The organism is Pseudomonas sp. IPO3747, assembly GCF_013385245.1.
Classification (GTDB): domain Bacteria; phylum Pseudomonadota; class Gammaproteobacteria; order Pseudomonadales; family Pseudomonadaceae; genus Aquipseudomonas; species Aquipseudomonas edaphica.
Map to the genome: position 1 here is coordinate 391,112 of NZ_JACAQL010000009.1, position 26,197 is coordinate 417,308.

Annotated in this window: 19 protein-coding genes; 16 read left to right on the top strand and 3 right to left on the bottom strand. The window is 61.1% G+C overall.

What is annotated here, in order from left to right; all coding sequences use genetic code 11:
• Positions 1–289 precede the first annotated feature (289 nt).
• Together aceF and aceE are read right to left on the bottom strand one after the other, a co-directional pair.
• The gene (gene aceF / locus HX790_RS14950) at positions 290–1,957 is read right to left on the bottom strand and encodes a dihydrolipoyllysine-residue acetyltransferase (RefSeq protein WP_176991744.1); all 1,668 of its coding nucleotides are present in this window, start codon (positions 1,955–1,957) and stop codon (positions 290–292) included.
• Positions 1,958–1,968: 11 nt separating this feature from the next.
• Positions 1,969–4,614 carry a pyruvate dehydrogenase (acetyl-transferring), homodimeric type gene (aceE, locus tag HX790_RS14955; protein WP_017138519.1) on the bottom strand — a complete coding sequence of 882 codons (2,646 nt, stop codon included), beginning with the start codon at positions 4,612–4,614 and terminating at the stop codon, positions 1,969–1,971.
• Between the two features lie 383 nt (positions 4,615–4,997).
• Between aceE and glnE the strand changes: the two genes are divergently transcribed.
• The 8 genes from glnE to HX790_RS14995 all read left to right on the top strand — a co-directional run bounded on the left by glnE (position 4,998) and on the right by HX790_RS14995 (position 15,116).
• A complete protein-coding gene (glnE, locus tag HX790_RS14960; RefSeq protein WP_017138518.1) occupies positions 4,998–7,937 on the top strand; it encodes a bifunctional [glutamate--ammonia ligase]-adenylyl-L-tyrosine phosphorylase/[glutamate--ammonia-ligase] adenylyltransferase in 2,940 nt (979 codons plus the stop codon).
• A 229-nt stretch (positions 7,938–8,166) separates the two neighbouring features.
• Positions 8,167–9,201 carry a lipopolysaccharide heptosyltransferase II gene (waaF, locus tag HX790_RS14965; protein WP_017138516.1) on the top strand — a complete coding sequence of 345 codons (1,035 nt, stop codon included), beginning with the start codon at positions 8,167–8,169 and terminating at the stop codon, positions 9,199–9,201.
• A 1-nt stretch (position 9,202) separates the two neighbouring features.
• Complete coding sequence (gene waaC, locus HX790_RS14970) at positions 9,203–10,264, top strand: lipopolysaccharide heptosyltransferase I (protein ID WP_176991745.1); 1,062 nt, start codon at positions 9,203–9,205, stop codon at positions 10,262–10,264.
• On the top strand, positions 10,264–11,388 hold the full coding sequence (locus HX790_RS14975; RefSeq protein WP_176991746.1) for a glycosyltransferase family 4 protein: 1,125 nt from the start codon (positions 10,264–10,266) through the stop codon (positions 11,386–11,388). Before waaC ends, HX790_RS14975 begins: the two co-directional genes overlap by 1 nt.
• A complete protein-coding gene (gene rfaP, locus HX790_RS14980) occupies positions 11,385–12,191 on the top strand; it encodes a lipopolysaccharide core heptose(I) kinase RfaP (RefSeq protein WP_017138513.1) in 807 nt (268 codons plus the stop codon). Before HX790_RS14975 ends, rfaP begins: the two co-directional genes overlap by 4 nt.
• Positions 12,191–12,925, top strand: a complete 735-nt coding sequence (locus HX790_RS14985) for a lipopolysaccharide kinase InaA family protein (protein ID WP_017138512.1) — start codon at positions 12,191–12,193, stop codon at positions 12,923–12,925. Before rfaP ends, HX790_RS14985 begins: the two co-directional genes overlap by 1 nt.
• Complete coding sequence (locus HX790_RS14990) at positions 12,922–13,674, top strand: lipopolysaccharide kinase InaA family protein (protein ID WP_176991747.1); 753 nt, start codon at positions 12,922–12,924, stop codon at positions 13,672–13,674. The genes HX790_RS14985 and HX790_RS14990 overlap by 4 nt, the downstream gene beginning before the upstream one ends.
• Positions 13,674–15,116, top strand: coding sequence for a lipopolysaccharide kinase InaA family protein (locus HX790_RS14995; RefSeq protein WP_176991748.1), 1,443 nt, complete (start codon positions 13,674–13,676; stop codon positions 15,114–15,116). The genes HX790_RS14990 and HX790_RS14995 overlap by 1 nt, the downstream gene beginning before the upstream one ends.
• A 131-nt stretch (positions 15,117–15,247) precedes the next feature.
• On the opposite strand, the gene HX790_RS15000 is transcribed toward HX790_RS14995, so the two are convergent.
• Complete coding sequence (locus HX790_RS15000) at positions 15,248–17,332, bottom strand: TonB-dependent receptor (RefSeq protein ID WP_176991749.1); 2,085 nt, start codon at positions 17,330–17,332, stop codon at positions 15,248–15,250.
• Between the two features lie 183 nt (positions 17,333–17,515).
• On the opposite strand from HX790_RS15000, the gene HX790_RS15005 reads away from it, so the two are divergent.
• From HX790_RS15005 to HX790_RS15040, 8 genes are all read left to right on the top strand, one after another.
• Positions 17,516–17,851, top strand: a complete 336-nt coding sequence (locus tag HX790_RS15005; RefSeq protein ID WP_099548079.1) for a YceK/YidQ family lipoprotein — start codon at positions 17,516–17,518, stop codon at positions 17,849–17,851.
• A gap of 134 nt (positions 17,852–17,985) precedes the next feature.
• The gene (locus HX790_RS15010) at positions 17,986–19,743 is read left to right on the top strand and encodes a carbamoyltransferase (protein WP_017138507.1); all 1,758 of its coding nucleotides are present in this window, start codon (positions 17,986–17,988) and stop codon (positions 19,741–19,743) included.
• Positions 19,727–20,857 carry a glycosyltransferase gene (locus HX790_RS15015; RefSeq protein ID WP_056860561.1) on the top strand — a complete coding sequence of 377 codons (1,131 nt, stop codon included), beginning with the start codon at positions 19,727–19,729 and terminating at the stop codon, positions 20,855–20,857. Before HX790_RS15010 ends, HX790_RS15015 begins: the two co-directional genes overlap by 17 nt.
• On the top strand, positions 20,857–21,753 hold the full coding sequence (locus HX790_RS15020; RefSeq protein ID WP_017138505.1) for an antimicrobial resistance protein Mig-14: 897 nt from the start codon (positions 20,857–20,859) through the stop codon (positions 21,751–21,753). The genes HX790_RS15015 and HX790_RS15020 overlap by 1 nt, the downstream gene beginning before the upstream one ends.
• The gene (locus HX790_RS15025; RefSeq protein ID WP_099548080.1) at positions 21,750–23,165 is read left to right on the top strand and encodes a PIG-L family deacetylase; all 1,416 of its coding nucleotides are present in this window, start codon (positions 21,750–21,752) and stop codon (positions 23,163–23,165) included. The genes HX790_RS15020 and HX790_RS15025 overlap by 4 nt, the downstream gene beginning before the upstream one ends.
• A 58-nt stretch (positions 23,166–23,223) precedes the next feature.
• Positions 23,224–24,108: a DUF6625 family protein gene (locus tag HX790_RS15030; protein WP_017138503.1), complete on the top strand. Its 885-nt coding sequence runs from the start codon at positions 23,224–23,226 to the stop codon at positions 24,106–24,108.
• Positions 24,105–25,259 (top strand): glycosyltransferase family 4 protein, encoded by a 1,155-nt coding sequence (locus HX790_RS15035; RefSeq protein ID WP_176991750.1) that lies wholly within the window; start codon positions 24,105–24,107, stop codon positions 25,257–25,259. The genes HX790_RS15030 and HX790_RS15035 overlap by 4 nt, the downstream gene beginning before the upstream one ends.
• Positions 25,256–26,140 carry a glycosyltransferase gene (locus tag HX790_RS15040; protein WP_017138501.1) on the top strand — a complete coding sequence of 295 codons (885 nt, stop codon included), beginning with the start codon at positions 25,256–25,258 and terminating at the stop codon, positions 26,138–26,140. The genes HX790_RS15035 and HX790_RS15040 overlap by 4 nt, the downstream gene beginning before the upstream one ends.
• Positions 26,141–26,197: the final 57 nt, after the last annotated feature.

Consider the following 26,197-nt stretch of genomic DNA (forward strand, 5'->3'; position numbering starts at 1 on the left):
GAAGATGCGCACGGCGCCGGGCTCACGCCCTCTTTACTGTCACCTGCGGCAAGGTTGCATCATGCAGCACGCACTGACAAGAGAGGATGAAGGCTAAGTGCTATAACCCTGTTATCGGCCGCGTGGGGGATTTCTGCAATCGGGGTGATGGAAGGTGTACAAACCTGTTTTGCGTGTTCAACAGACACCCAAAAAAAGCCCCGCCAAGTGGCGGGGTTGAGGTACGAGCGTGGCGCTCGGAAATCGGTAGTGCCAGGCCTCCCCGGTGACAGGGAGGCCCGTTTGAGGCTTATAGCAAGATGGTGCGGATGTCGTTGAGCAGTTGGCTCAGACGCTGCGTGAAGCGGGCAGCAGCAGCGCCGTTGATCACACGGTGATCGTAGGACAACGACAGCGGCAGCATCAGCTTCGGCTGGAACGCTTTACCGTCCCACACAGGCTGGATAGTGGCCTTGGACACACCCAGGATCGCCACTTCCGGCGCGTTGACGATTGGCGTGAAGCCAGTACCGCCAATGTGACCAAGGCTGGAGATCGTGAAGCAAGCGCCTTGCATGTCATCGGCGGTGAGCTTCTTGTCGCGGGCCTTGGCAGCCAGCGCAGCAGCTTCAGCGGCGAGTTGCAGCAGGCTCTTCTGATCAACGTTCTTGATCACAGGAACCAGCAGGCCGTCCGGGGTATCCACGGCGAAACCTACGTTCACGTACTTCTTGCGAATGATCGCCTTGCCGCTTGGTGCCAGCGAACTGTTGAAGTCCGGCAGCTCCTTGAGCAGGTGCGCGCACGCCTTGAGCAACAGTGGCAGCACGGTCAGTTTCACACCGGCTTTTTCGGCCACGGCTTTCTGCGCAACGCGGAACGCTTCCAGGTCGGTGATATCGGCCTGGTCGAACTGAGTCACGTGCGGGATGTTCAGCCAGCTGCGGTGCAGGCTCGACGCGCCGATTTGCATCAGGCGGGTCATCGGCACTTCTTCGGTTTCGCCGAAGCGGCTGAAGTCCACGACCGGGATCGGTGGAATACCAGCGCCGCCAGTCGCAGCGCCGGCAGCCGGAGCTTCCTTGGCCTTCTGCATCATGGCTTTGACGTAAACCTGCACGTCTTCCTTCAGCACGCGACCATGCGGGCCGGTGGCCGACACAGCGTTGAGCTCAACGCCGAACTCACGGGCCAGCTGACGCACGGCAGGGCCGGCGTGAACCTTGGCACCGCTTGGCGCAGGTGCAGACGCAGCCGCCGGTGCGGCCTCGGCTTTTGCAGCAGGTGCAGGAGCGGCAGCCGCCGGAGCAGCTTCAGCCTTGGCAGCCGGAGCAGCAGCCGGTGCTGGCGCAGCTGCAGCAGGTGCAGCGCCTTGTACTTTGAGCTTGAGGATGAAGTCGCCAGTGCCGACTTCGTCTTCCAGCTTGACCGCGATGCTTTCCACTACGCCGGCAGCCGGCGATGGGATTTCCATGGAGGCCTTGTCGGACTCCAGGGTGATCAGTGACTGGTCGGCTTCGACGGTGTCGCCGACCTTGACCAGCAGCTCGATGATCTTGGCCTTGCCCGACGAGCCGATGTCCGGAACATGAATATCCTGAACAGTGGCAGCGGCCGGAGCAGCAGCCGGGGCCGCAGGGGCCTCGGCAGCAGCAGGTTTTTCAGCGGCAGGTGCGGGTGCAGCAGCGGCAGGTGCGGGTGCAGCAGCGGCAGCCGGGGCTGGCGCAGGGGCCGCATCAGCGGCGCCTTCGATTTCCAGTTCCAGCAGTTCGTCGCCTTCTTTCAGGCGGTCGCCCAGCTTCACTTTCAGGCTCTTGACCACGCCGGCCTTGGGAGCAGGGATTTCCATGCTCGCCTTGTCCGACTCCAGGGTCAGGATGCTCTGGTCGGCTTCGACGGTGTCGCCGACCTTCACAAACAGCTCGATTACTTCACCTTCACCGCTGCCGATGTCAGGTACGCGAATGAGTTCGCTCACAAAAAATCTCCTCAGCAGTCCAGTGGGTTGCGTTTTTCCGGGTTGATCCCGAACTTGACGATAGCGTCAGCCACCACCTTAGGTTCGATCTCACCACGGTCAGCCAAGGCTTCCAGGGCTGCCAACACCACGAAGTGACGGTCAACTTCGAAGAAGTGACGCAGCTTTTTGCGGCTGTCACTGCGGCCGAAACCGTCGGTGCCCAGGACTTTGAATTCCTTGGACGGGACCCACTGGCGAATCTGTTCAGCAAACAGCTTCATGTAGTCGGTAGAGGCAATGACTGGACCTTTACGGCCGGCCAGGCACTCTTCGACGTAGCTCTTGGCTGGTTTCTGACCTGGGTGCAGGCGGTTGTTGCGCTCGACTGCCAGGCCGTCGCGACGCAGTTCGTTGAAGCTGGTAACGCTCCACACGTCAGCGCCGACGTTGAACTCTTCACGCAGGATCTTCGCCGCTTCACGCACTTCACGCAGGATGGTGCCGGAGCCCATCAGCTGCACGTGGTGCGCCGCTTCCTTGGTGTCTTCTTCGAGCAGGTACATGCCCTTGATGATGCCTTCCTCAACACCAGCCGGCATGGCAGGTTGCTGGTAGGACTCGTTCATCACAGTGATGTAGTAGAAAACGTCCTGCTGCTCTTCGGTCATCTTCTTCATGCCGTCCTGGATGATCACCGCCAGCTCATAGCCGTAGGTTGGATCAAAGGTGCGGCAGTTCGGGATGGTGGCAGCCAGGATGTGGCTGTGACCGTCTTCGTGTTGCAGGCCTTCGCCGTTCAGCGTGGTCCGGCCGGCGGTGCCGCCGATCAGGAAGCCACGGGTACGGCTGTCGCCTGCTGCCCACGCCAGGTCGCCGATACGCTGGAAGCCGAACATCGAGTAGAAGATGTAGAACGGCAGCATCGGCTGGTTGTGGCTGGAGTACGAAGTACCGGCAGCGATGAAGGAGCTCATGGCGCCCGCTTCGTTGATGCCTTCTTCGAGGATCTGGCCCTTCTTGTCTTCCTTGTAGAACATCACCTGGTCTTTATCGACTGGCTCGTAGAGCTGGCCGACGGAGGAGTAGATGCCCAACTGACGGAACATGCCTTCCATACCGAAGGTACGGGCTTCGTCCGGGATGATCGGGACGATGCGCGAACCGATTTCCTTGTCCTTGACCAACTGCGCCAGGATGCGCACGAAAGCCATGGTGGTGGAGATTTCACGGTCGCCCGAGCCGTCCAGGATAGCCTTGAGGGTATCGAGTGGCGGAGTCGGGATGTCGAAAGACTTGGCGCGGCGCTGTGGCACGAAACCGCCCAGTGCAGTGCGACGCTCGCTGAGGTAGCGGGCTTCGGCGCTGTTTGGCTCCGGCTTGAAGAACGGCAGGTTTTCCAGCTCTTCATCCTTGACCGGGATGTCGAAGCGATCGCGGAACAGCTTCAGGCTTTCAACATCAACTTTCTTGGTGTTGTGCGCAGTGTTCTTCGCTTCGCCGGCACCGGTGCCATAACCTTTGATGGTCTTGGCCAGGATGACGGTAGGTTGTTCTTTGTGGTTGACCGCTTCGTGGTACGCCGCGTAGACCTTGTACGGGTCGTGGCCGCCACGGTTGAGTTTCCAGATCTCGTCGTCGGACAGGTCTGCAACCATTGCCTTGAGTTCAGGCGTGTTGAAGAAGTGTTCACGTACGAACGCGCCGTCTTTGGCTTTGTAGTTCTGGTACTCGCCGTCGATGACTTCGTCCATGCGACGTTGCAGGATACCGTCGACGTCCTTGGCCAGCAGTGGGTCCCAGAAACGGCCCCAGATGACTTTGGTCACGTTCCACTGAGCACCGCGGAACACGCCTTCGAGTTCCTGGATGATCTTGCCGTTGCCGCGAACCGGGCCGTCGAGGCGCTGCAGGTTGCAGTTGATGACGAAGATCAGGTTGTCGAGCTTCTCGCGGCCGGCCAGGGAGATGGCGCCCAGGGATTCCGGCTCGTCACACTCGCCGTCGCCCAGGAAGCACCAGACTTTCTGCTTGCCTTCAGGGATGAAACCACGGGCTTCCAGGTACTTCATGAAGCGTGCCTGGTAGATCGCCTGGATCGGGCCAAGGCCCATGGATACTGTCGGGAACTGCCAGAAATCAGGCATCAGCCAAGGGTGCGGGTACGACGACAGGCCGTTACCGTCCACTTCCTGGCGGAAGTTGTTCATGTGTTCTTCGGTGATGCGGCCTTCCATGAACGCACGGGCATAGACGCCTGGCGAGGTGTGGCCCTGGAAGTAGATCAGGTCGCCGCCGTGTTCGTCGGTCGGGGCCTGGAAGAAGTAGTTGAAGCCGATGTCATACAGGGTTGCGCTGGAAGCGAAGCTGGAGATGTGACCGCCCAGGTCAGAATCTTTCAAGTTCGTGCGCATTACCATCGCCATGGCGTTCCAACGTACCAGCGAGCGAATGCGGCGTTCCATGAACAGGTCGCCAGGCATGCGTGCTTCGTGGGTAACGGGGATGGTGTTGCGGTATGGCGTGGTGATGGCGTAAGGCAATTGCGAGCCGCTGCGGGTCGCGAGTTCGCCCATACGGGTCATCAAATAATGAGCACGGTCTTCGCCTTCTTTGTCGAGAACCGATTCCAGGGCGTCCAGCCATTCCTGGGTTTCGACGGGATCGAGGTCTTGCATGGCTTGCTCCAGGGCGGAAAGGCTACCAGAATCGGTTGCCTGAAGTTTGCGACTGGCCTTGTGGGCAGACGACATAAATTCTTGGATGACCGAAGGTTGCTTCGGCGTCCTGTAGTTTTACTACAAATCGTCGGCCATTTCAGCCTTTCGAATGTATATACGAGTAGTAAAACTACACAAGACTGAGCGTATGGCTCGGTCTGGCTGGTGAGCATAATCGTTATTGTTGATCATTTGCGAACAAGAAAAGGTGAAAGTTTGATGCTGGCTGCCAAGATGAAATTAATTTCAGCTATTTCTAACCTTTGTTCGACAGTCCTTCACCAAGCGTGGTTCTTGCCTTCACAACCACATGCCTTTCGCGCGCCGATCAAGGATAGACCATGAGCCTTCCAACGCTGGCCGAACTGCCGGCCATTCTCTTGCCTTTTGCCCAGCGGGCCGAGCAGTCATTTCGTGACGCAGTGGCCGCGCTGGACGCCGATCATGGACTTTCTGCGTGGACGCCGCAACGGTGGGCCGACTTTGCCCGGGTGTGCGCCGCCAGTGATTTCGTCATTGAACAGAGTGTTCGTGACCCTTTGATGTTGCTTGAGCTGGTGGCCTGGGGCGAGCTGGACCGCGGCTTTGCGCCCGGTGAGCTGTGCAGTCAGATCGCCGGTGCCGTGCAACAGGCCGAAACAGAAGATGAGTTGGGCCGGGTGCTGCGCCGCCAACGCACACGTCAGCAAGTGCGCATTATCTGGCGCGACCTGACCCGACAGGCGGACCTGGTGCAAACCTGTCGCGACCTTTCCGACATGGCCGACGCCAGCATCGACCAGGCTTACCAGTGGCTGTACCAGCGCCACTGCGTACAGTTCGGCACGCCCACTGGCCGGCGCAGCGGCGAAGCCCAGCACATGGTCATCCTCGGCATGGGCAAGCTCGGCGCGGTGGAGTTGAACCTGTCGTCGGACATCGACCTGATCTTCGCCTACCCCGAAGGCGGCGAAACGGTCGGCGTGAAGCGCGCCTTGGACAACCAGGAGTTTTTCATTCGCCTTGGTCAAAAATTGATCAAGGCGCTCGACCCGATGACGGTCGATGGTTTTGTGTTCCGTGTCGACATGCGCTTGCGCCCCTACGGTTCGGCCGGTGCGCTGGTGCTCAGCTTCAATGCGCTGGAGCAGTACTACCAGGATCAAGGCCGCGACTGGGAACGCTACGCCATGATCAAGGCGCGCGTGGTGGCCGGCGACCAGGTGGCCGGCGCGCAATTGCTGGATATGCTGCGCCCGTTCGTTTACCGCCGTTACCTGGATTTTTCTGCGATTGAAGCATTGCGCACCATGAAACAGCTGATCCAGCAGGAAGTGCGGCGCAAGGGCATGGCCGAGAATATCAAGCTGGGCTCGGGCGGCATCCGCGAGGTGGAATTTATCGCCCAGGCGTTCCAGTTGATCCACGGTGGCCGCGACCTGAGCCTGCAGCAGCGGCCGTTGCTGATGGTGCTCGGCACGCTGGAAGGCCAGGGCTACTTGCCGCCTGCGGTGATCGCGGAGTTGCGCAATGGTTATGAGTTCCTGCGTTATACCGAGCACGCGATCCAGGCGATTGCCGACCGTCAGACGCAAATGCTGCCGGACAGCCCCGAAGATCAGGCGCGCATTGCCTTTATGCTGGGCTTTGTCGACTGGGCCGCGTTCCATGAGCGTTTGATGTATTGGCGTGGCCGGGTGGACTGGCACTTCCGTCAGGTGATTGCTGATCCTGACGAAGAAGAAGGCGAAGAAAGCGAGCTGGTGGTGGGCGGGGAGTGGTTACCGTTGTGGGAAGAGTCCCAGGACGAAGACGCCGCTTGTCGCCAACTGGCCGAGGGTGGTTTTACTGACGCGTCCAAAGCCCTCAAAGCCTTGGCTGGCCTGCGTGGCAGCCCGCAGTTGCGCGCCATGCAGCGCCTCGGTCGCGAGCGGCTCGACGCCTTTATCCCGCGCCTGCTGGCCCAGGCCGTCGAGCACGCCAACCCGGATCTGGTGCTCGAGCGCGTGCTGCCGCTGGTGGAGGCTGTGGCGCGACGTTCTGCTTACCTGGTGCTGCTGACCGAAAACCCCGACGCCCTGCGCCGCTTGTTAACGCTGTGCGCCGCCAGCCCGTGGATTGCCGAGCAAATCACGCGCTTCCCGCTGCTGCTCGATGAGTTGCTCAACGAAGGCCGCCTGTTCAAGCCACCTTTGGCGCCGGAGCTCGCCGCTGAGCTGCGTGAGCGCCTCACACGCATCCCCGAAGATGACCTTGAACAACAGATGGAGGCCTTGCGTCACTTCAAACTGGCCCACCGACTGCGTGTAGCCGCTTCGGAAATCGCCGGCAGCCTGCCGTTGATGAAGGTCAGCGACTATTTGACCTGGCTCGCCGAAGCTATCCTCGAACAAGTGCTGGCCCTGGCCTGGCGCCAGACGGTCGCCCGTCATGGCTCACCGCAGCGCGTGGACGGCAGCCTGTGCGACCCGGGGTTCATCATTGTGGGTTACGGGAAAGTCGGCGGCATCGAGCTGGGGCATGGCTCGGACCTTGACCTGGTGTTCATCCACGACGGTGATCCCCAGGCCGAGACCGATGGCGCCAAACCCATCGACGGCGCGCAGTTCTTTACGCGTCTGGGCCAGCGGATCATTCACCTGCTCACCACCCAGACCAACTCCGGCCAATTGTATGAAGTGGACATGCGCCTGCGACCTTCCGGCGCCTCCGGTTTGCTGGTCAGCTCGTTGGGGGCGTTTGAGCGCTACCAGGAAAATGAAGCCTGGACTTGGGAACATCAGGCCTTGATCCGCGCGCGGGTACTGGTGGGCAGCCAGGATGTGGGCCATGCGTTCGAGCAGGTACGCGCTAACGTACTGGGGCGTGAACGTGACTTGGCGAAGCTGCGCCAGGAGGTCAGCGAGATGCGCGCCAAGATGCGCGATAACCTGGGCACCAAGGCGACGGCTGCCGGGACGGGGGCGAACGCCTTCGAGCCGACGACCGTGTTCGACCTCAAGCAAGACGCCGGTGGTATCGTCGATATTGAATTTATGGTGCAATACGCGGCTTTGGCGTGGTCTGCGCAACATCCATCGTTGCTGCGCTATACCGACAATATCCGCATTCTGGAAGGCCTGGAGCAGGTCGGGCTGATGCCCGCTGCCGATGCCCATCTGCTGCGGGAGGTGTATAAGGCCTACCGTTCCGCTGCGCACCGCCAGGCCTTGCAAAACGAGGCCGGCACGGTAGCCGGGGATCAGTTCGCCGACGAACGGCGCCAGGTGATGCGAATCTGGAATGAACTGGGGTTAAGCTGAAACTCGATTAAATGTGGGATGCCAATCTAATGTGGACACACAGCTTTGTGTGGGAGCCGGGCTTGCCCGCGATGCAGACGCCTCGGTTTATCAGTGATACCGAGTTGATGCCTTCGCAGGCAAGCCAGCTCCCACACAAGCCAGCTCTGACACAAAGTGGCTACCGTGACCTACAGTAAATAACGATGCGGGGAGGCATAAGCCTCCCCGCATCGTTTGTGGAAACTACATGAATATTCTGATCGTTGGGCCTAGTTGGGTCGGTGACATGGTGATGGCGCAGACACTGTTCCAGTGCCTCAAGCAACGTCATCCCGACTGCCAAATCGACGTGCTCGCCCCTGAGTGGAGCCGGCCGATCCTCGAGCGCATGCCCGAAGTGCGCACGGCCTTGAGCTTCCCGCTCGGCCATGGCGCCCTTGAATTGGCGACGCGCCGACGCATCGGTAAATCCATGGTCGGCCAGTACGACCAGGCGATTTTGCTGCCCAACTCGCTCAAGTCGGCGTTGGTGCCGTACTTTGCCGGCATCCCTAAACGTACCGGCTGGCGCGGCGAGTTTCGCTACGTGTTGCTTAATGACGTGCGCACCCTCGACAAGGCGCGCTACCCGCTGATGATCGAACGTTTCATGGCGCTGGCCTACGAGCCCGGCGCCGAGTTGCCCACGCCGTACCCGCGCCCGAGCCTGCAGATCGATCCGGTGAGCCGTGACGCGGCGCTGGCCAAGTTCGGCCTGGCGCTTGACCGTCCAGTGCTGGCGCTGTGCCCCGGCGCCGAGTTTGGCGAGTCCAAGCGCTGGCCGTCGGAGCATTACGCCAAAGTCGCCGAGATGAAGATTCGCGAAGGCTGGCAGGTGTGGCTGTTTGGTTCGAAGAAGGATCATCCGGTCGGCGAAGACATTCGCCAGCGCCTGATCCCCGGCCTGCGTGAAGAAGCGGTGAACCTCAGTGGCGACACGTCGCTGGCCGAGGCTATCGATTTACTCTCCTGCGCGGACTCAGTGGTGTCCAACGACTCCGGCCTGATGCACGTGGCGGCGGCGCTGAATCGCCCCTTGGTGGCGGTGTATGGCTCGACGTCGCCCGGTTTTACCCCGCCTTTGGCCGACAAGGTTGAGGTGGTGCGCCTGGGCCTGGATTGCAGCCCGTGCTTTGAGCGTACCTGCCGTTTTGGCCATTACAACTGCATGCGTCAGTTGCTGCCGCAGCCGGTGAATGAAGCCTTGCAGCGGTTGCAGGGTTCCGCGGTCGAGGTTCGCTAGTTTGCGCGTATTGGTAGTCAAGACCTCATCCCTGGGCGATGTGATCCACGCCTTGCCGGCACTGACCGACGCGGCGCGGGCGATCCCTGGCATCCGCTTTGACTGGGTGGTGGAAGAAGGCTTTGCCGAGATTCCCACCTGGCACCCAGCCGTGGACAAAGTGATCCCGGTGGCGATTCGTCGCTGGCGCAAGAACATCTGGCAAACCATCAAGAGCGGTGAATGGCGGCGCTTCAAGCAGAGCGTGCAGTCGACCAAGTACGATTTGGTGATCGATGCCCAAGGGCTGCTCAAAAGCGCCTGGCTGACGCGCTATGTACGCGCGCCGGTGGCCGGTTTTGATAAGAATTCTGCCCGTGAACCGATGGCTGCGCGTTTCTACTCGCGCCGGCTGGCCGTGGCCCGTGGGCAGCATGCAGTAGAACGCTTGCGCCAGCTGTTCGCCGTGGCGTTGGGTTATGACTTGCCCAAAGGCCTGGGCGATTACGGCCTGAGCGTCGACAAGTTGCTCGGCCTGCCGCCGAAAAAACCCTTTGTACTGCTGCTGCATGGCACCACCTGGGACACCAAGCACTGGCCCGAAGCCTACTGGCGTGAGCTGGCCGAACGCATGGGCCGCCTGGGTGTGGACGTGAAATTGCCATGGGGCAATGCCGCCGAAAAGGCCCGCGCCGAGCGTCTGGCCCAAGGCCTGCAAAACGCCGAAGTGCTGCCCAAACTCAACCTGGCCGGCGTCGCCCGTGTGCTGGCCGGTGCCCGCGCCTGTGTGGCGGTGGACACGGGGCTGGGCCACTTGGCCGCCGCGCTGGACGTGCCGACTATCTCCCTGTTCGGCCCCACCAACCCGGGCCTGACGGGCGCCTACGGCAAAGGCCAGATTCACCTGGCCAGCGATTTCCCATGCGCACCGTGCCTGCAAAAAAACTGTACCTATCAACCGACGGCCGACGACCTGCGTCGGTTCGACATCAAGCGCGAGTCACCCCTGTGCTTCACGCGCTTGAACCCTGAGCGTGTGGCAAGCCGGCTGAGCACGTTGTTATTGGCTGAGGAGCTGCACTGATGCAACTGGCTTTTGTTTTGTACAAATATTTCCCCTTCGGTGGCCTGCAGCGCGACTTCATGCGCATCGCCCTGGAGTGCCAGCAGCGCGGCCATACGATCCGGGTCTACACGCTGATCTGGGAAGGCGACATTCCGCCCGGCTTTGAAGTGCTGGTGGCGCCGGTCAAGGCGTTCTTCAACCATCGGCGCAACGAGAAACTGTTGGCCTGGATGGACGCTGACCTGGCCAAGCGCCCGGTGGACCGTTTGATCGGCTTCAACAAAATGCCCGGCCTGGACGTTTACTACGCCGCCGACGGCTGCTTTGAAGACAAGGCGCAAAACCTGCGTCACTCGCTGTACAAAAGCTTTGGCCGTTACAAGCACTTTGCCGAGTACGAACGTGCGGTGTTCGCCAAAGACGCCAAGACCGAAGTGTTGATGATCTCCGAAGTGCAGCAACCGCTGTTCATTAAGCATTACGACACGCCGCTGGAGCGCTTCCACCTGCTGCCGCCGGGCATTGCCCAGGACCGCCGCGCGCCGCCAAATGCGGCCGAAATCCGCGAAGGTTTCCGCAAGGAGTTCAACCTGCGCGACGACGAGTTGCTGCTGGTACAAATCGGTTCCGGCTTCAAGACCAAGGGCGTCGACCGCAGCCTCAAGGCCGTGGCCGCGCTACCGACCGAGCTTAAAAAACGTACGCGCCTGTTTGTAATCGGCCAGGACGACCCCAAAGTATTCCAGTTGCAGAGCGCCACATTGGGGCTGGGCGATAACGTGCAGTTCCTCAAGGGCCGCAGCGATATCCCGCGTTTCCTGCTGGGCGCCGACCTGTTGATTCACCCGGCGTACAACGAAAATACCGGTACCGTGTTGCTCGAAGCCCTGGTGGCCGGGTTGCCGGTGCTGGTCTCGGCGGTGTGTGGGTATGCCCACTACATTGGCGAAGCCGACAGCGGGCTGGTGCTGGATGAGCCGTTTGAACAAGCGCAGCTCAACCAGTACCTCACGCACATGCTTACCGACACTGCACAGCGCGCGGCCTGGGGCCGTAATGGTTTGGCCTTCGCCGAGACGGCCGACCTCTACAGCATGCCGCAGCACGCGGCAGATGTGATTCTGGCGGAGCCGAAACGATGAAGTTGATTCTTGCCGAACCGTTCAAGACCTTATGGGCCGGGCGTGACGCCTTTGCCGAAGTCGAGAAACTGCAAGGCCAGGTATTTCGTGAACTGGCGGCGCGTCGCACCTTGCGTACCGAGGTGGAGGGCCGCCCGTATTTCGTGAAAATCCACCGTGGCATCGGTTGGGGCGAGATCTTCAAGAACCTGATCACCGCCAAGCTGCCGGTGCTGGGTGCCGGCCTGGAATGGTCGGCCATCCACCGCTTGCAGGAACTGGGTGTGCCGACCATGACCGGCGTGGCCTTCGGTGAAAAAGGCAGCAACCCGGCCGACCAGCACTCGTTCATCATCACCGAAGAACTGGCCCCGACCATCAGCCTGGAAGACCTGACCGTCAACTGGGTGGCCGAGCCGCCGGCACCGGCATTGCGCCATGCGCTCACCGCTGAACTGGCGCGCATGGTCGGCGACATGCACCGTGGCGGCGTCAATCACCGCGACTGCTACCTGTGCCACTTCCTGCTGGATACGTCCCGGCCGATCGATGCGCGCACCATCAAGCTTTCAGTGATCGACCTGCACCGTGCCCAATTGCGTGCCCATCTGCCGCTGCGCTGGCGCGACAAGGACTTGTCCGCGCTGTACTACTCGGCGCTGGACATCGGCCTGACTCAGCGCGACAAACTGCGCTTTCTCAAAGGCTACTTCCGACAGCCGCTGCGCCAGATCCTGGCCGAGCAGTCGGCGTCCCTGAGCCTGTTGCAGCGCAAGGCAGACAAGCTGTATGCGCGCAAGCAACGCCTGGGGGATGCGATCTGATGGCGGGTTGGAACCTGGAACCTGCTTACGCCGCCCTGGCGGATGATTTCGGCAGCCTGGAGGCGGTGTTTGCCTTGCAGGGTGAGCGACTGACGCGCGACCCCTTGTCGGAAGTGATTCGGGTGGAGCGTGGCGGGGTCAATTACTACGTCAAACGCTACGTAGGCGCCGGCAAAGGCCTGCGCCGTTACCTGGGAAAACCTCGGGTAAAGTCCGAATGGCAGAACCTCAAGCGCTTCGCCAAGTGGGGGATTCCCACCGCCGACGTGGTGGCCTGGGGCCTTGAGCGCAAGGGTTTGGCCTATGCGCGCGGGGCGATGATTACCCGCGAGCTGCCCAAGACCGAAGACCTGTCGGTGCTGGCCGATCGTAACGATCCGTGCTTGAAAGACCCCCAGTGGGTCAACGTGATCAGCCGTCAGCTCGCCGAATACACGCGCACGATGCACGAACACCGCTTTACCCATAACGACTTGAAGTGGCGCAACCTGCTGGTTGACGATAACCGTACGCTGTACCTGATCGATTGCCCCAACGGCGATTTCTGGCGCGGTTTCTGGCTCAAGTACCGTATTACCAAGGACCTGGCCTGCCTGGATAAAGTCGCCAAGTATCACTTGTCGGCCACCCAGCGCCTGCGTTTCTACATGCAATACCGCCAACGTAAGCACCTGACGGCTTCGGACAAACAGCGAATCCGTCACGTGGTGAAGTTTTTCGAGGGGCGCGAATGACTGATTTCCTGGCGGCCGATGATCGCGCATTGCTTGCGCGCCACGGCCTGGCTGACTTCGATGCGCTGTGGGCCAGGCAACTGGACGCGGTGGATGAACCCAATACCAGCGACGGCGGCTGGAGCAGCGTGTTTCGCCTGGAGCTTGATGGCCAGGGTTACTACCTCAAGCGCCAGAGCAACTACCTGACGCGCACGCTCAGCAAGCCGTTTGGCGAGCCGACGTTTGCCCGCGAGTTCCGTAATATCAGCCGCTACCGGAAGCTGGGCATTCCGGCGTTGCAGGCGGCGTTTTTCGGTGAGCGCAAGGTTGAAGGCGAGCGCCGCGCGATGTTGCTGACCCGAGCCCTGGATGGCTGGAATGACCTGGATTCACTGCTCGAACAATGGCCGCAGCTGAGTGACGACCAGCACCGTGCGATCTTGCTGGCCTGTGGTCAGCTGGCGCGCCACCTGCACAGCGTAGGGCAAGTGCATGGCTGTTTTTACCCCAAGCATATTTTCCTGCAACCGCTCGGAGACGGTTATGCCGCGCAGTTGATCGACCTGGAGAAAACCCGCCCGCTGCTGTTTGGCCGGCGTGATCGGGTCAAGGACCTGGAGCCATTGCTGCGCCGTGCGCCGCAATGGTCGGACGCGCAAGTGCGGCAGCTGCTGGCAGCGTATCTGGACCAGCCTGAAGACAGCGCGCGGGTGGGCGCCTGGTTCGAGCGCCTGACGGCCCGGCGCAGTCACAAGGAGAAGCGCTGATGCGCTTGTCCGAACTGAAAAAAGCCGGCCGCACGCCCGAGCTGCCGCTGACCCTCGAGCTGGCCGACGCCGCAGGCCCTGGCCAGCTGCAACTGCTTAACCTGTTGCGCGTGTTGCCGGGCGAACGCTACGTGGGCGCCGCCGTCTGGCGCGGCCGTCCGGTGTTGGCCAAGTTGCTGGTAGGCAGCAAGGCCGCGCGGCATTTTCAGCGTGAACTCAGCGGCGTGCGCCTGCTGGCCGAGCAAGGCCTGACCACGCCACAATTGCTGGCCGATGGCTTGCAGGAAGGCGAGGGCGGCTGGCTGCTGTTTGAATTTATCGAAGGTGCCGAAAGCCTCGCCGATGCCTGGCAGGCGGTCGAAGGGTTGCCACCATTGGCGGACGAGCAAACGGCTGTGCTCGCAGAGGCGTTGGGCGCAATTGCGCAGATGCACGCCAAAGGCCTGTGGCAGGAAGACCTGCACCTGGACAACCTGCTGCGCCAGGACGGCAAGCTGTATCTGATTGATGGCGCCGGGATTCGTGTTGAGGAGGCGGGCAAGCCGCTGTCGCGCAACCGGGTGCTGGAAAACCTTGGCGTGTTCTTCGCCCAGTTGCCGAAAAACCTCGAGCCGTTCACCGAAGAATTGCTGGTGTACTACCTGCTGGGCAACGGCGAGCACGCCTTGCCGCTGCAAGCGCTGGAAAAACAGGTGCGCAAGGTCAGCGCCTGGCGCTTGAAAGACTTTTTGAACAAGGTCGGCCGTGAATGCACGCTGTTCAGCGTGGTGCGTGGCGCCTTTGCCTTGCGTGCGATTCGTCGTGAGGAAGAGGCGGCAATGCTGCCGGTGCTGGAGCAGGCCGACGCGCTGCTCGACCAAGGCCATTTGTACAAAACCGGTGGTGCGGCCACCGTCGCCAAGGTCGAAGCGGGCGGGCGGCCTTTGGTGATCAAGCGCTATAACATCAAGGGGTTTGCCCATTGGCTCAAGCGCTTCTGGCGCCCCAGCCGGGCCTGGCATTCGTGGCGTGAAGGCAACCGCCTGGCGTTCCTCGGCATCGCCACGCCCAAACCGCTGGCGGTGCTGGAAAAGCGCTTTTTGTGGCTGCGCAGCCGGGCTTACCTGGTGACTGAATACCTGCCGGGGCCGGACATCATCGAGCGTTTCGCACCGTATGTTGAGAAAGGCGACGCACCCGAGAATGAACTGCTGGCCCTGGATCACTTGTTCGCCGAGCTGATCCGCGAGCGCATCAGCCATGGTGATTTCAAGGGCCATAACCTGTTCTGGGCCGAGGATCGCTGGGCGTTGATCGACCTGGACGCCATGTGTCAGCACAGCTCGGTCGCAAGCTTCGCGCCGGCGTTCGCCAAGGACCGCGCGCGGTTTATGCGTAACTGGCCTGAGAGCAGTGCGCTGTACCAGCTTATAGATCAGCGTTTGCCCAAACAGGTGCAATGATCGTTCCCACGCTCTGCGTGGGAATGCCGCCCCGGACGCTCTGCGTCCCGCTCCTCAAGCCACGTGCAAGGTGACGCGGAGCGTCACGGGATGCATTCCCACGCGGAGCGTGGGAACGATCAGCCCGATACTCAGAACTGGTATTCAGCCCCGGCCCCCGCATACCACGACCTTCCCGGCGCCGCCTCGTAGTAACGGAAGTTGCCGTCCCCAACAATTACCGAACCGACATACTGGCGATCCAGCAAGTTATCCAGGCGCACCGTCTGGTGAAAGGTCCAGTGCTCCACCTTTTGTTCGAAGCGCGCCCGCCAGTTGAACACGCTGTAGCCCGGCGCGGCGCGTTGCTGGTTGGTGTCTTCGACGTAAACCTTGCTGCGGTACATGCCTTCGAGGGCGGTGCTGACCCAGTCGCGGGGTTTCCAGTTCAGCTCGGCGAAGAGCGTGGTTTGCGGTACGCCCGGCAGGTAGTTGCCTTTGTCCACAGGCTTGCCGCCGCCCATGAAATCGCTGTCATAGGTGGCTTGCAGGCGGGTATAGGCGAGGTTGGTGCTCCATTGTTCCGAGAGCTGGCTTTCGATGCCCAGTTCGAAGCCTCGGCGCAAGGTGCGGCCGGCGTTCTGGTAGGTAGTGCGGCCGTCCTTGGATGACAGCACCACCAGTTCGTCGTCAGTGGTGATTTGAAACAGGGCCGCGTTGACTCGCGTGTCCTGGCCTATCTTTGCCTTCAAGCCGACTTCAAATTGTTTGCTGACTGACGGCTTCAAGGCGAAGTTGAAGCCATTTGAAGTGGTCGAATATGCCGACTCGGCCTGGGTCGGGGTTTCGAAGCCTTTGCCCGCGCTCACATAGCCATGCAAGTCCGGCGTGAAGGCGTACATCACGCTGACCGAAGGCGTGTTCTTCTGGTAGGTCTTGCTGCCACTGTCATTGCCGTCGCCGTCGCTTGTGAAGTGGTCGTCCACCTCCATTTTCATGCTGCTGTGGCGCAGGCCGGCTTGCAGGGTCCAGTCGCCCAGCAGCCAGTTGGCTTGCACGAACGGGTCGATGCTGGTGGCGGTGTCGAGTTCGTCACGGCCCAGGGCGCCTTTGACACCGTGCACGCCGTCCAGGGTGTTGGAATAACCTTGGCGGTCATCCTGGCTGCGGTCGTAATCGAGGCCGGTGATCAGGGTCAGCTCGCCGGGGGCGCTGGTGATCGGTTGCAGCCAATGCACCGAGCCGCCGTAGAATTTACGGTCGAAGTCCACCACGCCGCCGCGCTTGTCAGAGGCGGTGCCGCCTGGAATCGACAGGTACTGAATCACGCTCCTGCGCCCGGTGTACGCATTCACCTGCAACGTCGCATCACCGATGTAGCGTTCGTAATTCAGGCCCAACTGCTGGTGATCGATGCTTTTTCGCGTGTTGTACTGCAGTGCAGCCGGCGCTACCGAGCGCGGATCGGCCTTGTAGGCTTCCCAGGTTTGCCCCAGCGGATCCTGCGTGCCGTTTTGCTCCAGGCTGCTATAGATCAGCGCCAACTTGCTGTCTTCGTCCGGCTGGAAGTTGAGCTTGGCGAAGGTCTGGTCACGACGGGCGCTGCTGTGGTCGCGGTAGCCATCGGTGTCCATGCGTGAAGCGTCGAGCACAAAACCTGCGCCGTTCGCCGCGCCTTCGGCGGTGAGGTGGTTTTTGCTCATGCCGTCGCTGCCCACCAGGGTTTCGGCGCCGATGCGCGGCGGGCCTTCGCCGTCGCGGGAAAACATCTGGATCACGCCGCCGGCATTGCTGCCATACAAGGTGGCGGCCGGGCCGCGCAGCACTTCAATGCGCTCGGCGGTGTCGAGGTTGAAGGTGGCCGCCTGGCCCTGGCCGTCCGGAGTGCTGGCCGGGATGCCGTCGGCGATCAACTTGAGGCCGCGTACGCCAAACGCCGAGCGCGCGCCGAAGCCGCGCGAGGAGATCTGCAGGTCCTGGGCATAGTTCTGGCGGTTTTGTACCACCAGGCCCGGTACGCGCGACAGCGCCTCGGAGGCGTTGATGCCGAGTTGGCCGTCGCTGATTTGCGCGTGGCTGATGCTGTCCACCGAGTACGGCAGGTCGAAGGTCGGGCTGGCGCTGCGCGAGCCGGTGACCACGCTGGGGTCGAGGACCAAAGTGGCATCGTCGGCCAGGACGGTGCTGCTCAAGCCGAGCAGCAGCAGGGCAAGGGGAACGGGTGGGGGTGTATTCATCGGGAAGCCGGATCAGTGGCGCGACGCAAGGGATAGACGTCGGCGCAAGAAAAGCGCGAGTTTAACGGCTCCCTCCTGCTTTTGCCGAAGAAGAAGACTCCTACGCCGTTTTGAGCTTCGAGTTATCTGTCAGTCGCCGGCCATAATGGTAGGTTCTCGCCTTTCCAACGATTAGAGGCAACCATGAAAGGCAAAAAAGCAAGCCTGTGGGTCTTGATAGGCGGGTTTCTGGTTCTGGGCGGCTGCGGCACCGTGACCACGGCGTTCCGTGAGGATGGCGACACGGTTCGAACGCTCAAGGCGAAAAAAACCTATTGTCAGTCTGTTCCGCGTATCTACAGCGGGGTGGTCTATGACCTCTGCGTACTGCATGGGCCGCCGAATTCCGCAAGCGGGATCGCTTTGAACGACGTGCCATGGGCTTTTATCGATGTGCCTCTCTCCGCTGTTCTGGATACGCTTATCTTGCCCTACACGATCTACCAGCAAAATGTCGATGGCAGCATTGAGCTTCGCTAGTCCCTCGCAGCTAACAGCTTCCTGGCTCTTTTACGCTATAATCCCGCCCTTTAGCTGTTTCTCGCTCAGGCGGGAGGCACACTTTTTTCCAGGCGCAACCCGCCTGCATGCAGACTAAAAGAGGCTAGACCCCAGTGGCATTGACGATTCTTGGCCTGTCCGGCGCCCTTAGCCATGATCCTTCCGCAGCCCTGTATATCGACGGCAAGCTGATCGCGGCCGCCGAAGAAGAGCGCTTCGTACGCGACAAACATGCAAAGAACCGCATGCCCTACGAATCGGCGAAGTTCTGCCTGGAACAAGCCGGCATCAAGCCTTCCGACGTTGACGTGGTGGCGATCCCGTTCGCCCCGATCAGCCTGTTCGGCGAGGCGCGCTGGCACTACGCCAAGCGTTACTGGTACGCCCCGGACCGCGCCCTTGACGCGATCCTGATGGGCAACCGTCGCTACAAGCGCTATCGCAACAAGATCGTCTGGTGCCTGGAGCAGCTGGGCTTCGATCCGAAGAAAATCAAGATCGAGCCGGTTGAACACCACCTGGCCCACGCTTCCAGCGCCTACCACTGCTCGGGTTTCCAGGAAAAAACCGCGATCCTGGGCATCGACGGCAAAGGTGAGTACGCCACCACGTTCTTTGGCTACGGCGAAAACGGCAAGATCCACAAGATCAAGGAATTCTACGACCCGGACTCCCTGGGCGGCCTGTATGGCGCGATCACCGAGTTCCTCGGTTTCGAGATGCTCGACGGCGAGTTCAAGGTCATGGGCATGGCGCCGTATGGCGACGCCAGCAAATACGATTTCTCGCGCCTGGCTTCGTTTGAAAACGGCGAGTTGGTGATCAACACCGACTACGCCAACGTCATCGGCCTGCGTCGTTATAAAGAGAAGGGCAAGGGTTTCTACTTCTCGCCAAAACTGATCGAGTGGCTGGGTCCCAAGCGCGAAGGCGACATCGCCGACGAGCCGTACATCCACTACGCAGCCAGCATGCAGGCGCTGTTCGAGAAGCTGGCCTTGCAGATGATCGACCACTACCTGGGCGACATCCTCAAGGACACCGGCAAGCTGGCGTTCGCCGGTGGTTGCGCGCTGAACGTCAAGTTGAACCAGAAGATCATTGCCCGCGATGACGTTAAAGAGCTGTTCGTGCAGCCGGCGTCCGGCGATGCCGGCACCGCGGTTGGCGCGGCGGCCTATGTGTCCCACGCCCGTGGCGTGCCGGTGGAGAAGATGGAACACGTCTATCTCGGCCCGTCCTACAGCAATGAAGACGTGATTGCCGCGTGCGCCAAACACGAAAGCAAGCCGGTGTGGCGCAAGATCGAAAACATGCCCAAGCGCATCGCCAAGATCATGGTCGACGGCAACCCGGTGGCCTGGTTCCAGGGCCGCATGGAGTTCGGCCCGCGTGCGTTGGGCGGTCGTTCGATCATCGGTTGCCCAAGCGCGACCGGCGTGGCCGACCGCATCAACCACCAGATCAAGTTCCGCGAGCGCTGGAGGCCTTTCTGCCCGTCGATGCTCGACACCGTGGCCCCACAGATGATCAAGGTCGATCACCCGGCGCCGTTCATGACCTTCACCTTTGAAGTGTCCGAAGAGTGGAAAACCCGCGTACCGGAAGTGGTCCATGAAGATGGCACCTCCCGCGCCCAGGTGCTCAAGCGCGAATACAACCCGCGTTACTACGACATGATGAAAGAGCTGGAAGTATTGACCGGCAACGGCGTGTCGCTGAACACCTCGCTCAACCGCCGTGGCGAAGCGATGATCTGCTCGCCAACCGACGCGCTGAACATGTTCTTCGGCTCCGACCTGCAGTACCTGATCATGGAAGACATCCTGGTCGTCAAAGACGGCGTGGACCCTTATGACTCGGTCGGCTGAGCGCCACGTCCTGCAGTTCTGCCACGGCTATGACGGGCCGTTTCTGGACTGCGCGCGGCAGTACGCCAGCCTGTTCGCAGGCACAGGCTACAAGGTGACCACGGTGTTTCTCACCGGGGTCGCCGACCCCGATGTGGCCGCCGGTTGCGCCTCTGATGAAGTGCTGTTCATGGAGTTCAGCTCCAAGGCCATTCGTGGCCTCAAGCTGGGCGCCATCCGTGAATTGCGCAAGATCGCCGCGTCGCGCAACTTCAGTTTCTGTATTGCCCACCGCTTCAAGCCGATCTACATCGCCTTGCTCGGTACGCGCCTGCCAGTGATCGGCGTACATCACGCTTTTGGTGATTATCAGCGCCGTAGCCGCAAGCTGTTTGCCTCGATTTTCAGCAAGCGCTTGAGCCTGCTCGGTGTATCTGACGCGGTGCGCGACGATATGCGCCGCTGCCTGCCGGCCTGGCCGGCGGCACGTATCCAGACCTTGTATAACCGCATCGATGTCCAGGCCATGCAAGCGTTGCAGGTGTCGGCCGATGAGGCGCGCGATGCCTTGGGGCTGTCGCCGGATGAGTGGGTGGTCGGCAACGTCGGCCGCCTGCACCCGGACAAGGACCAAGCCACCTTGCTCAAAGGCTTTGCCTTGGCCTTGCCGCATTTGCCGGCGCAGAGCCGGTTGGCGATCCTCGGCACCGGCCGCCTGGAGCAAGACCTTAAGTCTCTGGCGCGCGAACTGGGCATTGCCGAGCAGGTGCTGTTCCTCGGCCAGGTGCCGGATGCGCGCCGGTATTTCCGTGCATTCGACGTCTTTGCCCTGAGCTCCGACCATGAGCCGTTCGGCATGGTGCTGCTGGAGGCCATGGCCGCTGGCGTGCCGCTGCTCGCCACGTCTTGCGGCGGCGCCAAGGAAGTGGTTGAAGGCGTGGGCATCCTGTTTCCGTTTGGCGATGCCGAGCACTTGGGGCAGGGCCTTCGGCACTTGGCCGCGATGGATCGTCAGCAGCACCAGCAGTGCGCCGAGATGATGCTTGAGCGCCTGCACCAACGGTTTTCGGATCAGGCCGTGCGCGATACCTTCTGGCAGTTGCCTGCTGTCACCGAACTGACCGCGAGGGCTTGATGCTCAATCGATTCCAAGGCTTTCGCGAGCGCGGTTGGTCGGTCGTTGACGCGCCGACCTACAGCGACGCCTGGCAGCGTTTTGGCGGCAGTGTCGCCACCCATCCGCAGGTGGTCGAGCGTCTGGCCGGGCTGGCCGAAATTCCGGTGCGCTATTTGGCCTGGGAGCAAAGCGGCGAGCTTAAAGCGTGTATTGCGACCTGGGGGCGCGACCTGGCGTTGTCCAAAGACGTGCTCAAGCGCAATGGCAAAAAAGGCTTGTTCGACCTCGGCAACGCCGAGTTGATCCTGCCCGCCGCTGCCGATGCCCAGGCGCCGCTGCGCCATCGCGCGCGTTACCTGTCGGCCCTGAATGAAGGCCGCTTTGCCGGCATCAAACTCCAGGCCGAACAGTTGGCCATGGCGCGCACGCCTGAAGAACTGTCAAAAAAGTTTCGCTATAACCAGCGCCGTGAATTGCGCCTGCTGGAAGAGGCGGGCGGTGTGGTGCGGCCGGTGCAGGACTTCTCCAGCGCCGAGCTGGCGGCGATCTACTGCGACCTGTTCCAGCGCCGCTGGGGCTTCGCGGCCACCGGTGCCGCGCATATGGCGCAGGTGATCGAGCTGTTGCGTGAGTGGCTGATCGGTTCGGTGATTTTCCTCAACGATGCGCCGATTGCTGTGCAATTGGTGTATCGCGTTGAAGCGCCGCAGTGGGTCAGCGTCGAATACATCAATGGCGGCGTAGACCCCGAAACCCGTGCCTTCAGCCCCGGCAGCGTGCTGAGCTTCCTCAATACGCAAAGTGCCTGGGAACAGGCGCGGGAAGTCGGCAAGCCGTTGCGCTTTTCGTTCGGCCGTGCGGACCGCGAGTACAAAGACCGTTGGTGCAACCCCGTGCCGGTGTTCACCGTATGAGTGCCTCGACAAGCCGCAAGCAGGCGTTGCTCAAGCGCCATCGCCGCAATAAGCGCATCGGGCTGCTGGTCAGCCTGTTGGTACTGATTGCGGTGGGTGTGCTGGTGGCCTGGTGGTTGCCGCTGCTGTTGGCGGTGCTGGCCTGGGTGGCCCATGAAGCCTGGTTTGCCGACCATCTGTTTTACTCGCCCAAGGACGACTATCAGTATCAATTTGCCGCCGATACCGAACAGCCCAAGGTGACGTTGGACAAGGGCCGGCTGGTGCTGGGCCAGACGCTGGAGCTGGCGGGCGATGAGACCTTGATCCTCGCACTGCGGCTCAAGAGCAACCTGCTGGGGCGGTTTATCGATCCCTATGTTGCGTTGCCGGGCGGCGACCGCCAAGTGTTCGAACGCGGCGTCAACGGCCTGCGCTACCTCAATCTCACGGGTCAGGCGCAAGCCTTGCTGGCTGGGCAGTTGCTGTTGCGTGGCCGGTTTTGCCGGGTACAGGGTGAGCCTGTGCTGTCGGTGTTCCGCCAGCCGGATGTGCGTCAGCAGCGGGTGATGGTGATTGCGCCGCATGCCGACGATGCCGAACTGGCCGCCTTTGGCCTGTACAGCCAGGCAGCACAGCCCTGGATCGTGACACTGACCGCCGGGGAGATCGAAGCCGAGCATTATCAGCACATGGGCCTGGGCAAGCCTGAAGCGGCGCGCCTCAAGGGCCGGCTGCGGGCCTGGGACAGTATCGCCGTGCCGCGCTGGGCGGGCGTGGCACAAGAGCACTGCGTTCAGCTCGGGTATTTTTGCCTGCAGTTGGCGGCGATGAAGGCCGAGCCTGCGCGTGCCATTGCGTCGCGGGAAGCCGAGTTGAGCGATATCCGCCTGTTTCGCCAGTTCAACCCGTTCCCGCTGCCCGCCGACGCCGATGGCCAGCCGACCTGGAACAACCTGCTGGCGGACCTGCGTGCCGTGCTGTTGATGGCACGTCCTGAGGTCATTGTGCTGCCGCATCCGGTGATCGATCCGCACCCTGACCATATCTGCGCTCAGCAAGCTGTATTGGAAGCCTTGCAGGGCCTGGAATGGCAGCCGACGACCTTGCTCGGTTACGCCAACCATCTGCATGACAACGACCGCTGGCCAATGGGGGATTCGGGCAATAGTGTCGCTTTGCCGCCATGCTTCGACTCCACTTACATTTTGCAACCATATTGCATGCCAGTATCGGAGGAGCGGCAGTGTGAAAAGGCCATGTCGCTGGGCATGATGCATGACTTGCAACCGCAGATGCCGTTCAAACGGCGGGTGCGGCGAGTCATACAGCGTCTGCTGGCGGGGAGGGCCGTCTCACCGTGGGGTGAGAACGAGTTTTTCCGCAAGGCCATTCGGCGTCATGAACTCTTTTGGTTCATCAAGCACAAGTAACGTTAAGCAACGTGGTGGCGCGCAGCGCGCCTCAGTACCAAATGACAGTGAGTCCCCCTTGAGCAATTCGTGCCCCCGCATCCTTTTCATTATTCCTTACTTTGGCCGCTGGCCATTCTGGATGCCGTTTTTTCTCGAAAGCTGCCGTCACAACGCGGACATCGACTGGTTGCTGTTCAGCGACTGCCCGATGCCGGCCAATGTGCCGGACAATGTCCGCATCGAAAGCATCACCTTTGCCGATTACTGCGCGCTGGTTTCCCAGCGGCTGTACATCAATTTTGCACCCCTGGCGCCGTACAAGCTGTGCGACATCAAGCCGGCGTTGGGGCATATCCACGCTGACCGCCTCACCGGTTACGATTTCTGGGCGTTTGGCGATCTGGACCTGATCTACGGCAACCTGCGCGAGTATTTCACCGCCGAGCGGTTGGCCAGCCATGACTTGTTTTCAACCCATGAACGACGAGTCGCCGGCCATTTGTGCCTGATGCGTAACACGCCCAGGAAGCGGCATGCGTTCATGCACATCAAGGATTGGGAAGCGCGTTTTACCGATCAGGCGCATCATGCGCTGGATGAAGGCGCATTCAGTCGAATTTTCCTGTGGCGCAAGAACTTCCCGAAGCCGTTGTTTGAGCTGGTCGGCAAGTTCAACCCATGGCGTCGGCGCAGTGAGTTCACCGAGGCGTTCAGTACGCCCGGTGGTGTGATCAAATGGCACGACGGCAGTGATCGCTTCCCGCATCAGTGGTTCTGGAACAAGGGCCGCCTGACTAACGACAGGGATGGTGAGCGGGAATTTCCGTATTTCCATTTTGTCTGCTGGAAGCGTAATCAGTGGCCGTTGCTACCGGAGCCTGACGCCGAATACGTCGAGACGCTGGCGGCTGAAACAACCTGGGTCGTTGATGCCACAGGTTTCCATCGAGGAGAGTTATGAGTCGGCGTTTCAAGGTCCTGCAACTGCAGCCTGACTACAATGTTAAATCCCATGACTTTGCCGACCTGGCCGAGCAGATCGTCAAGGCATTGCCCGCCGAGCGTTATGAGGTCACCGCCGCGTTCCTGCGTGGCAAGCCGGCGCCTGGGGAGCCGGTCAGCCGGGCTGCCAAGTCGGTCTACTTCGAGTTTTCCGACAAGTCACTCAAAGGCTTGCGACTGCGCGCCATGTGGCAGTTGTATAAGTTCTGCCGCCGCGAACAGTTCGACGTGGTGGTGTGTAACCGCTTCAAGCCGGTCAACATGATGTTGCAGCTCAACCGTTGGTTGAAGATCTCGTTGTGCATCGGCATCTCCCACGGTTTTGGCGAGTATGACCGTCTCTACCGCCGCAAGCAGGCACAGCGCTGGATCGACGCGCACTGGCGCTTTGTCGGCGTGTCGCCGGCGGTCAAGCAGTACCTGCTCGATTGCCAGTGCGGGTTTACCGACCAGAATACCTACGCGATTACCAACGCCATCGACATCGAGCAGGCCGAAGGCTTGCAGCATTCACGCACGCGTGCGCGCGAGTTGCTGGGCATTGACCCTTCGGTGCGGTTGATCGGCGCTTTGGGCCGGCTGGTGCCGGTCAAAGGCCACACCTATTTGTTGCAGGCGTTTGCGGCGCTGAAAGATAACTACCCGACCGCGCAGCTGGCCATCATTGGCGCCGGGCGCGAAGAGGCCAACCTGGCCGCGCAAATCCAGAACCTTGGCCTGGATGGACGCGTGCACCTGTTGGGCTTCAAGGAAAATGCCCTGCAATACGTGCGTGCCTTTGACATCTGGGCAATGCCTTCGCTCGCAGAAGGCCTGGGCCTGGCACTGCTGGAAGGCATGAGCGGTCGCCTGCCGGTGATTGCCTCCAGCGTGCCGGCCATGCTGCCGTTGATCGAAGGCGCCGGTGGCCTGGCGGTTGAGCCGGCCAACGTGCCTCAACTGACCGAGGCGCTGGACACTTACCTGGCGCTGTCCGACGAGGCACTCGCACAAAAAGGCGAGCAGGCCTACCAGTACCTTCAGGCGCAACACGACATTGAGGTATTCCGTCAGGAATACCTGGAGCTGATTGATTCAGGGTTGGCTCAAGCACGCGGGAAGAATGTATGAGCCAGAGTCAGCCGTTGGTCACGGTGATCATTGCGTCGTATAACCATGCGCCCTACATTGAGGAAAGTATCCTCAGTGTGTTGAACCAGACCTATCCCAACATCGAACTGCTGGTGGTCGACGATGGCTCGACAGACGACAGTGTCGAGCGCATCCGTCGCCTGCAGGATCAGCACAGGTTCGACTTTCGTGTGCAGCAGAACCAGGGGCTGACCAACACCCTCAATGGTGCGATTGCCCGGTCTCAGGGGCCGCTGATCGTGCCGTTCGGTTCGGACGACATCATGATGCCCGAGCGCATTGCGACCCAGGTGGCCTATATGGATGGCAAGCCTGAGGTGGGGATCTGTGCGGGCAATATCGAGCTGATCGACTCCCAGGGCGAGCTGTTCCCGGAGAAGCGCCAGCGCCGTGACGTGCCGTTTCGACGCCTGGATTTCGACGATATGTTCCTGGAGCGCAAACCTTACCCGCCAGCGCCTACGCTGATGATCCGGCGTGAAGCGCTGGAAAGGGTCGGTGGGTTTGACCCGCAGATTCGTCTGGAAGATTTGCTGATCGAATTGAAGATTACCCACGCCGGGTACTTTATTGATGGCTTGAACGTGGTGATGGCGCGCTACCGCAAGCACGCGACCAATTCGTACAAGAATCATCGATTCATGATCGATAACATCCTGCGCACCTACGCGTTGTTCAGTGATCACCCGCTGTACAACGAGGTGCGTTACAAGTTCCTCAGCTCCATGTTCCTCAAAACCTCCAACCGCAACCGTGCGTTGGCGCGAGAGCTGCTGGCGCAAATTCCGTTTCGGGCCTGGAACAAGAAGACGTGGCGCGGCTTGGGCCGCCTGTATTTTTCCCCGCTGGAAAAAGACTGATACCAAGATCAGAGCAGCACACCTTCACCGTGTGTGCCGCAATCTAAATGTGGGAGC

What these genes read in the sequence shown, in the direction of transcription:
- aceE (WP_017138519.1), bottom strand. Translation starts at nt 4,614, where the DNA reads ATGCAAGACCTCGATCCCGTCGAAACCCAGGAATGGCTGGACGCCCTG.
- glnE (WP_017138518.1), top strand. Translation starts at nt 4,998, where the DNA reads ATGAGCCTTCCAACGCTGGCCGAACTGCCGGCCATTCTCTTGCCTTTT.
- waaF (WP_017138516.1), top strand. Translation starts at nt 8,167, where the DNA reads ATGAATATTCTGATCGTTGGGCCTAGTTGGGTCGGTGACATGGTGATG.
- HX790_RS14975 (WP_176991746.1), top strand. Translation starts at nt 10,264, where the DNA reads ATGCAACTGGCTTTTGTTTTGTACAAATATTTCCCCTTCGGTGGCCTG.
- rfaP (WP_017138513.1), top strand. Translation starts at nt 11,385, where the DNA reads ATGAAGTTGATTCTTGCCGAACCGTTCAAGACCTTATGGGCCGGGCGT.
- HX790_RS14985 (WP_017138512.1), top strand. Translation starts at nt 12,191, where the DNA reads ATGGCGGGTTGGAACCTGGAACCTGCTTACGCCGCCCTGGCGGATGAT.
- HX790_RS14990 (WP_176991747.1), top strand. Translation starts at nt 12,922, where the DNA reads ATGACTGATTTCCTGGCGGCCGATGATCGCGCATTGCTTGCGCGCCAC.
- HX790_RS14995 (WP_176991748.1), top strand. Translation starts at nt 13,674, where the DNA reads ATGCGCTTGTCCGAACTGAAAAAAGCCGGCCGCACGCCCGAGCTGCCG.
- HX790_RS15000 (WP_176991749.1), bottom strand. Translation starts at nt 17,332, where the DNA reads ATGAATACACCCCCACCCGTTCCCCTTGCCCTGCTGCTGCTCGGCTTG.
- HX790_RS15005 (WP_099548079.1), top strand. Translation starts at nt 17,516, where the DNA reads ATGAAAGGCAAAAAAGCAAGCCTGTGGGTCTTGATAGGCGGGTTTCTG.
- HX790_RS15015 (WP_056860561.1), top strand. Translation starts at nt 19,727, where the DNA reads ATGACTCGGTCGGCTGAGCGCCACGTCCTGCAGTTCTGCCACGGCTAT.
- HX790_RS15020 (WP_017138505.1), top strand. Translation starts at nt 20,857, where the DNA reads ATGCTCAATCGATTCCAAGGCTTTCGCGAGCGCGGTTGGTCGGTCGTT.
- HX790_RS15025 (WP_099548080.1), top strand. Translation starts at nt 21,750, where the DNA reads ATGAGTGCCTCGACAAGCCGCAAGCAGGCGTTGCTCAAGCGCCATCGC.
- HX790_RS15035 (WP_176991750.1), top strand. Translation starts at nt 24,105, where the DNA reads ATGAGTCGGCGTTTCAAGGTCCTGCAACTGCAGCCTGACTACAATGTT.
- HX790_RS15040 (WP_017138501.1), top strand. Translation starts at nt 25,256, where the DNA reads ATGAGCCAGAGTCAGCCGTTGGTCACGGTGATCATTGCGTCGTATAAC.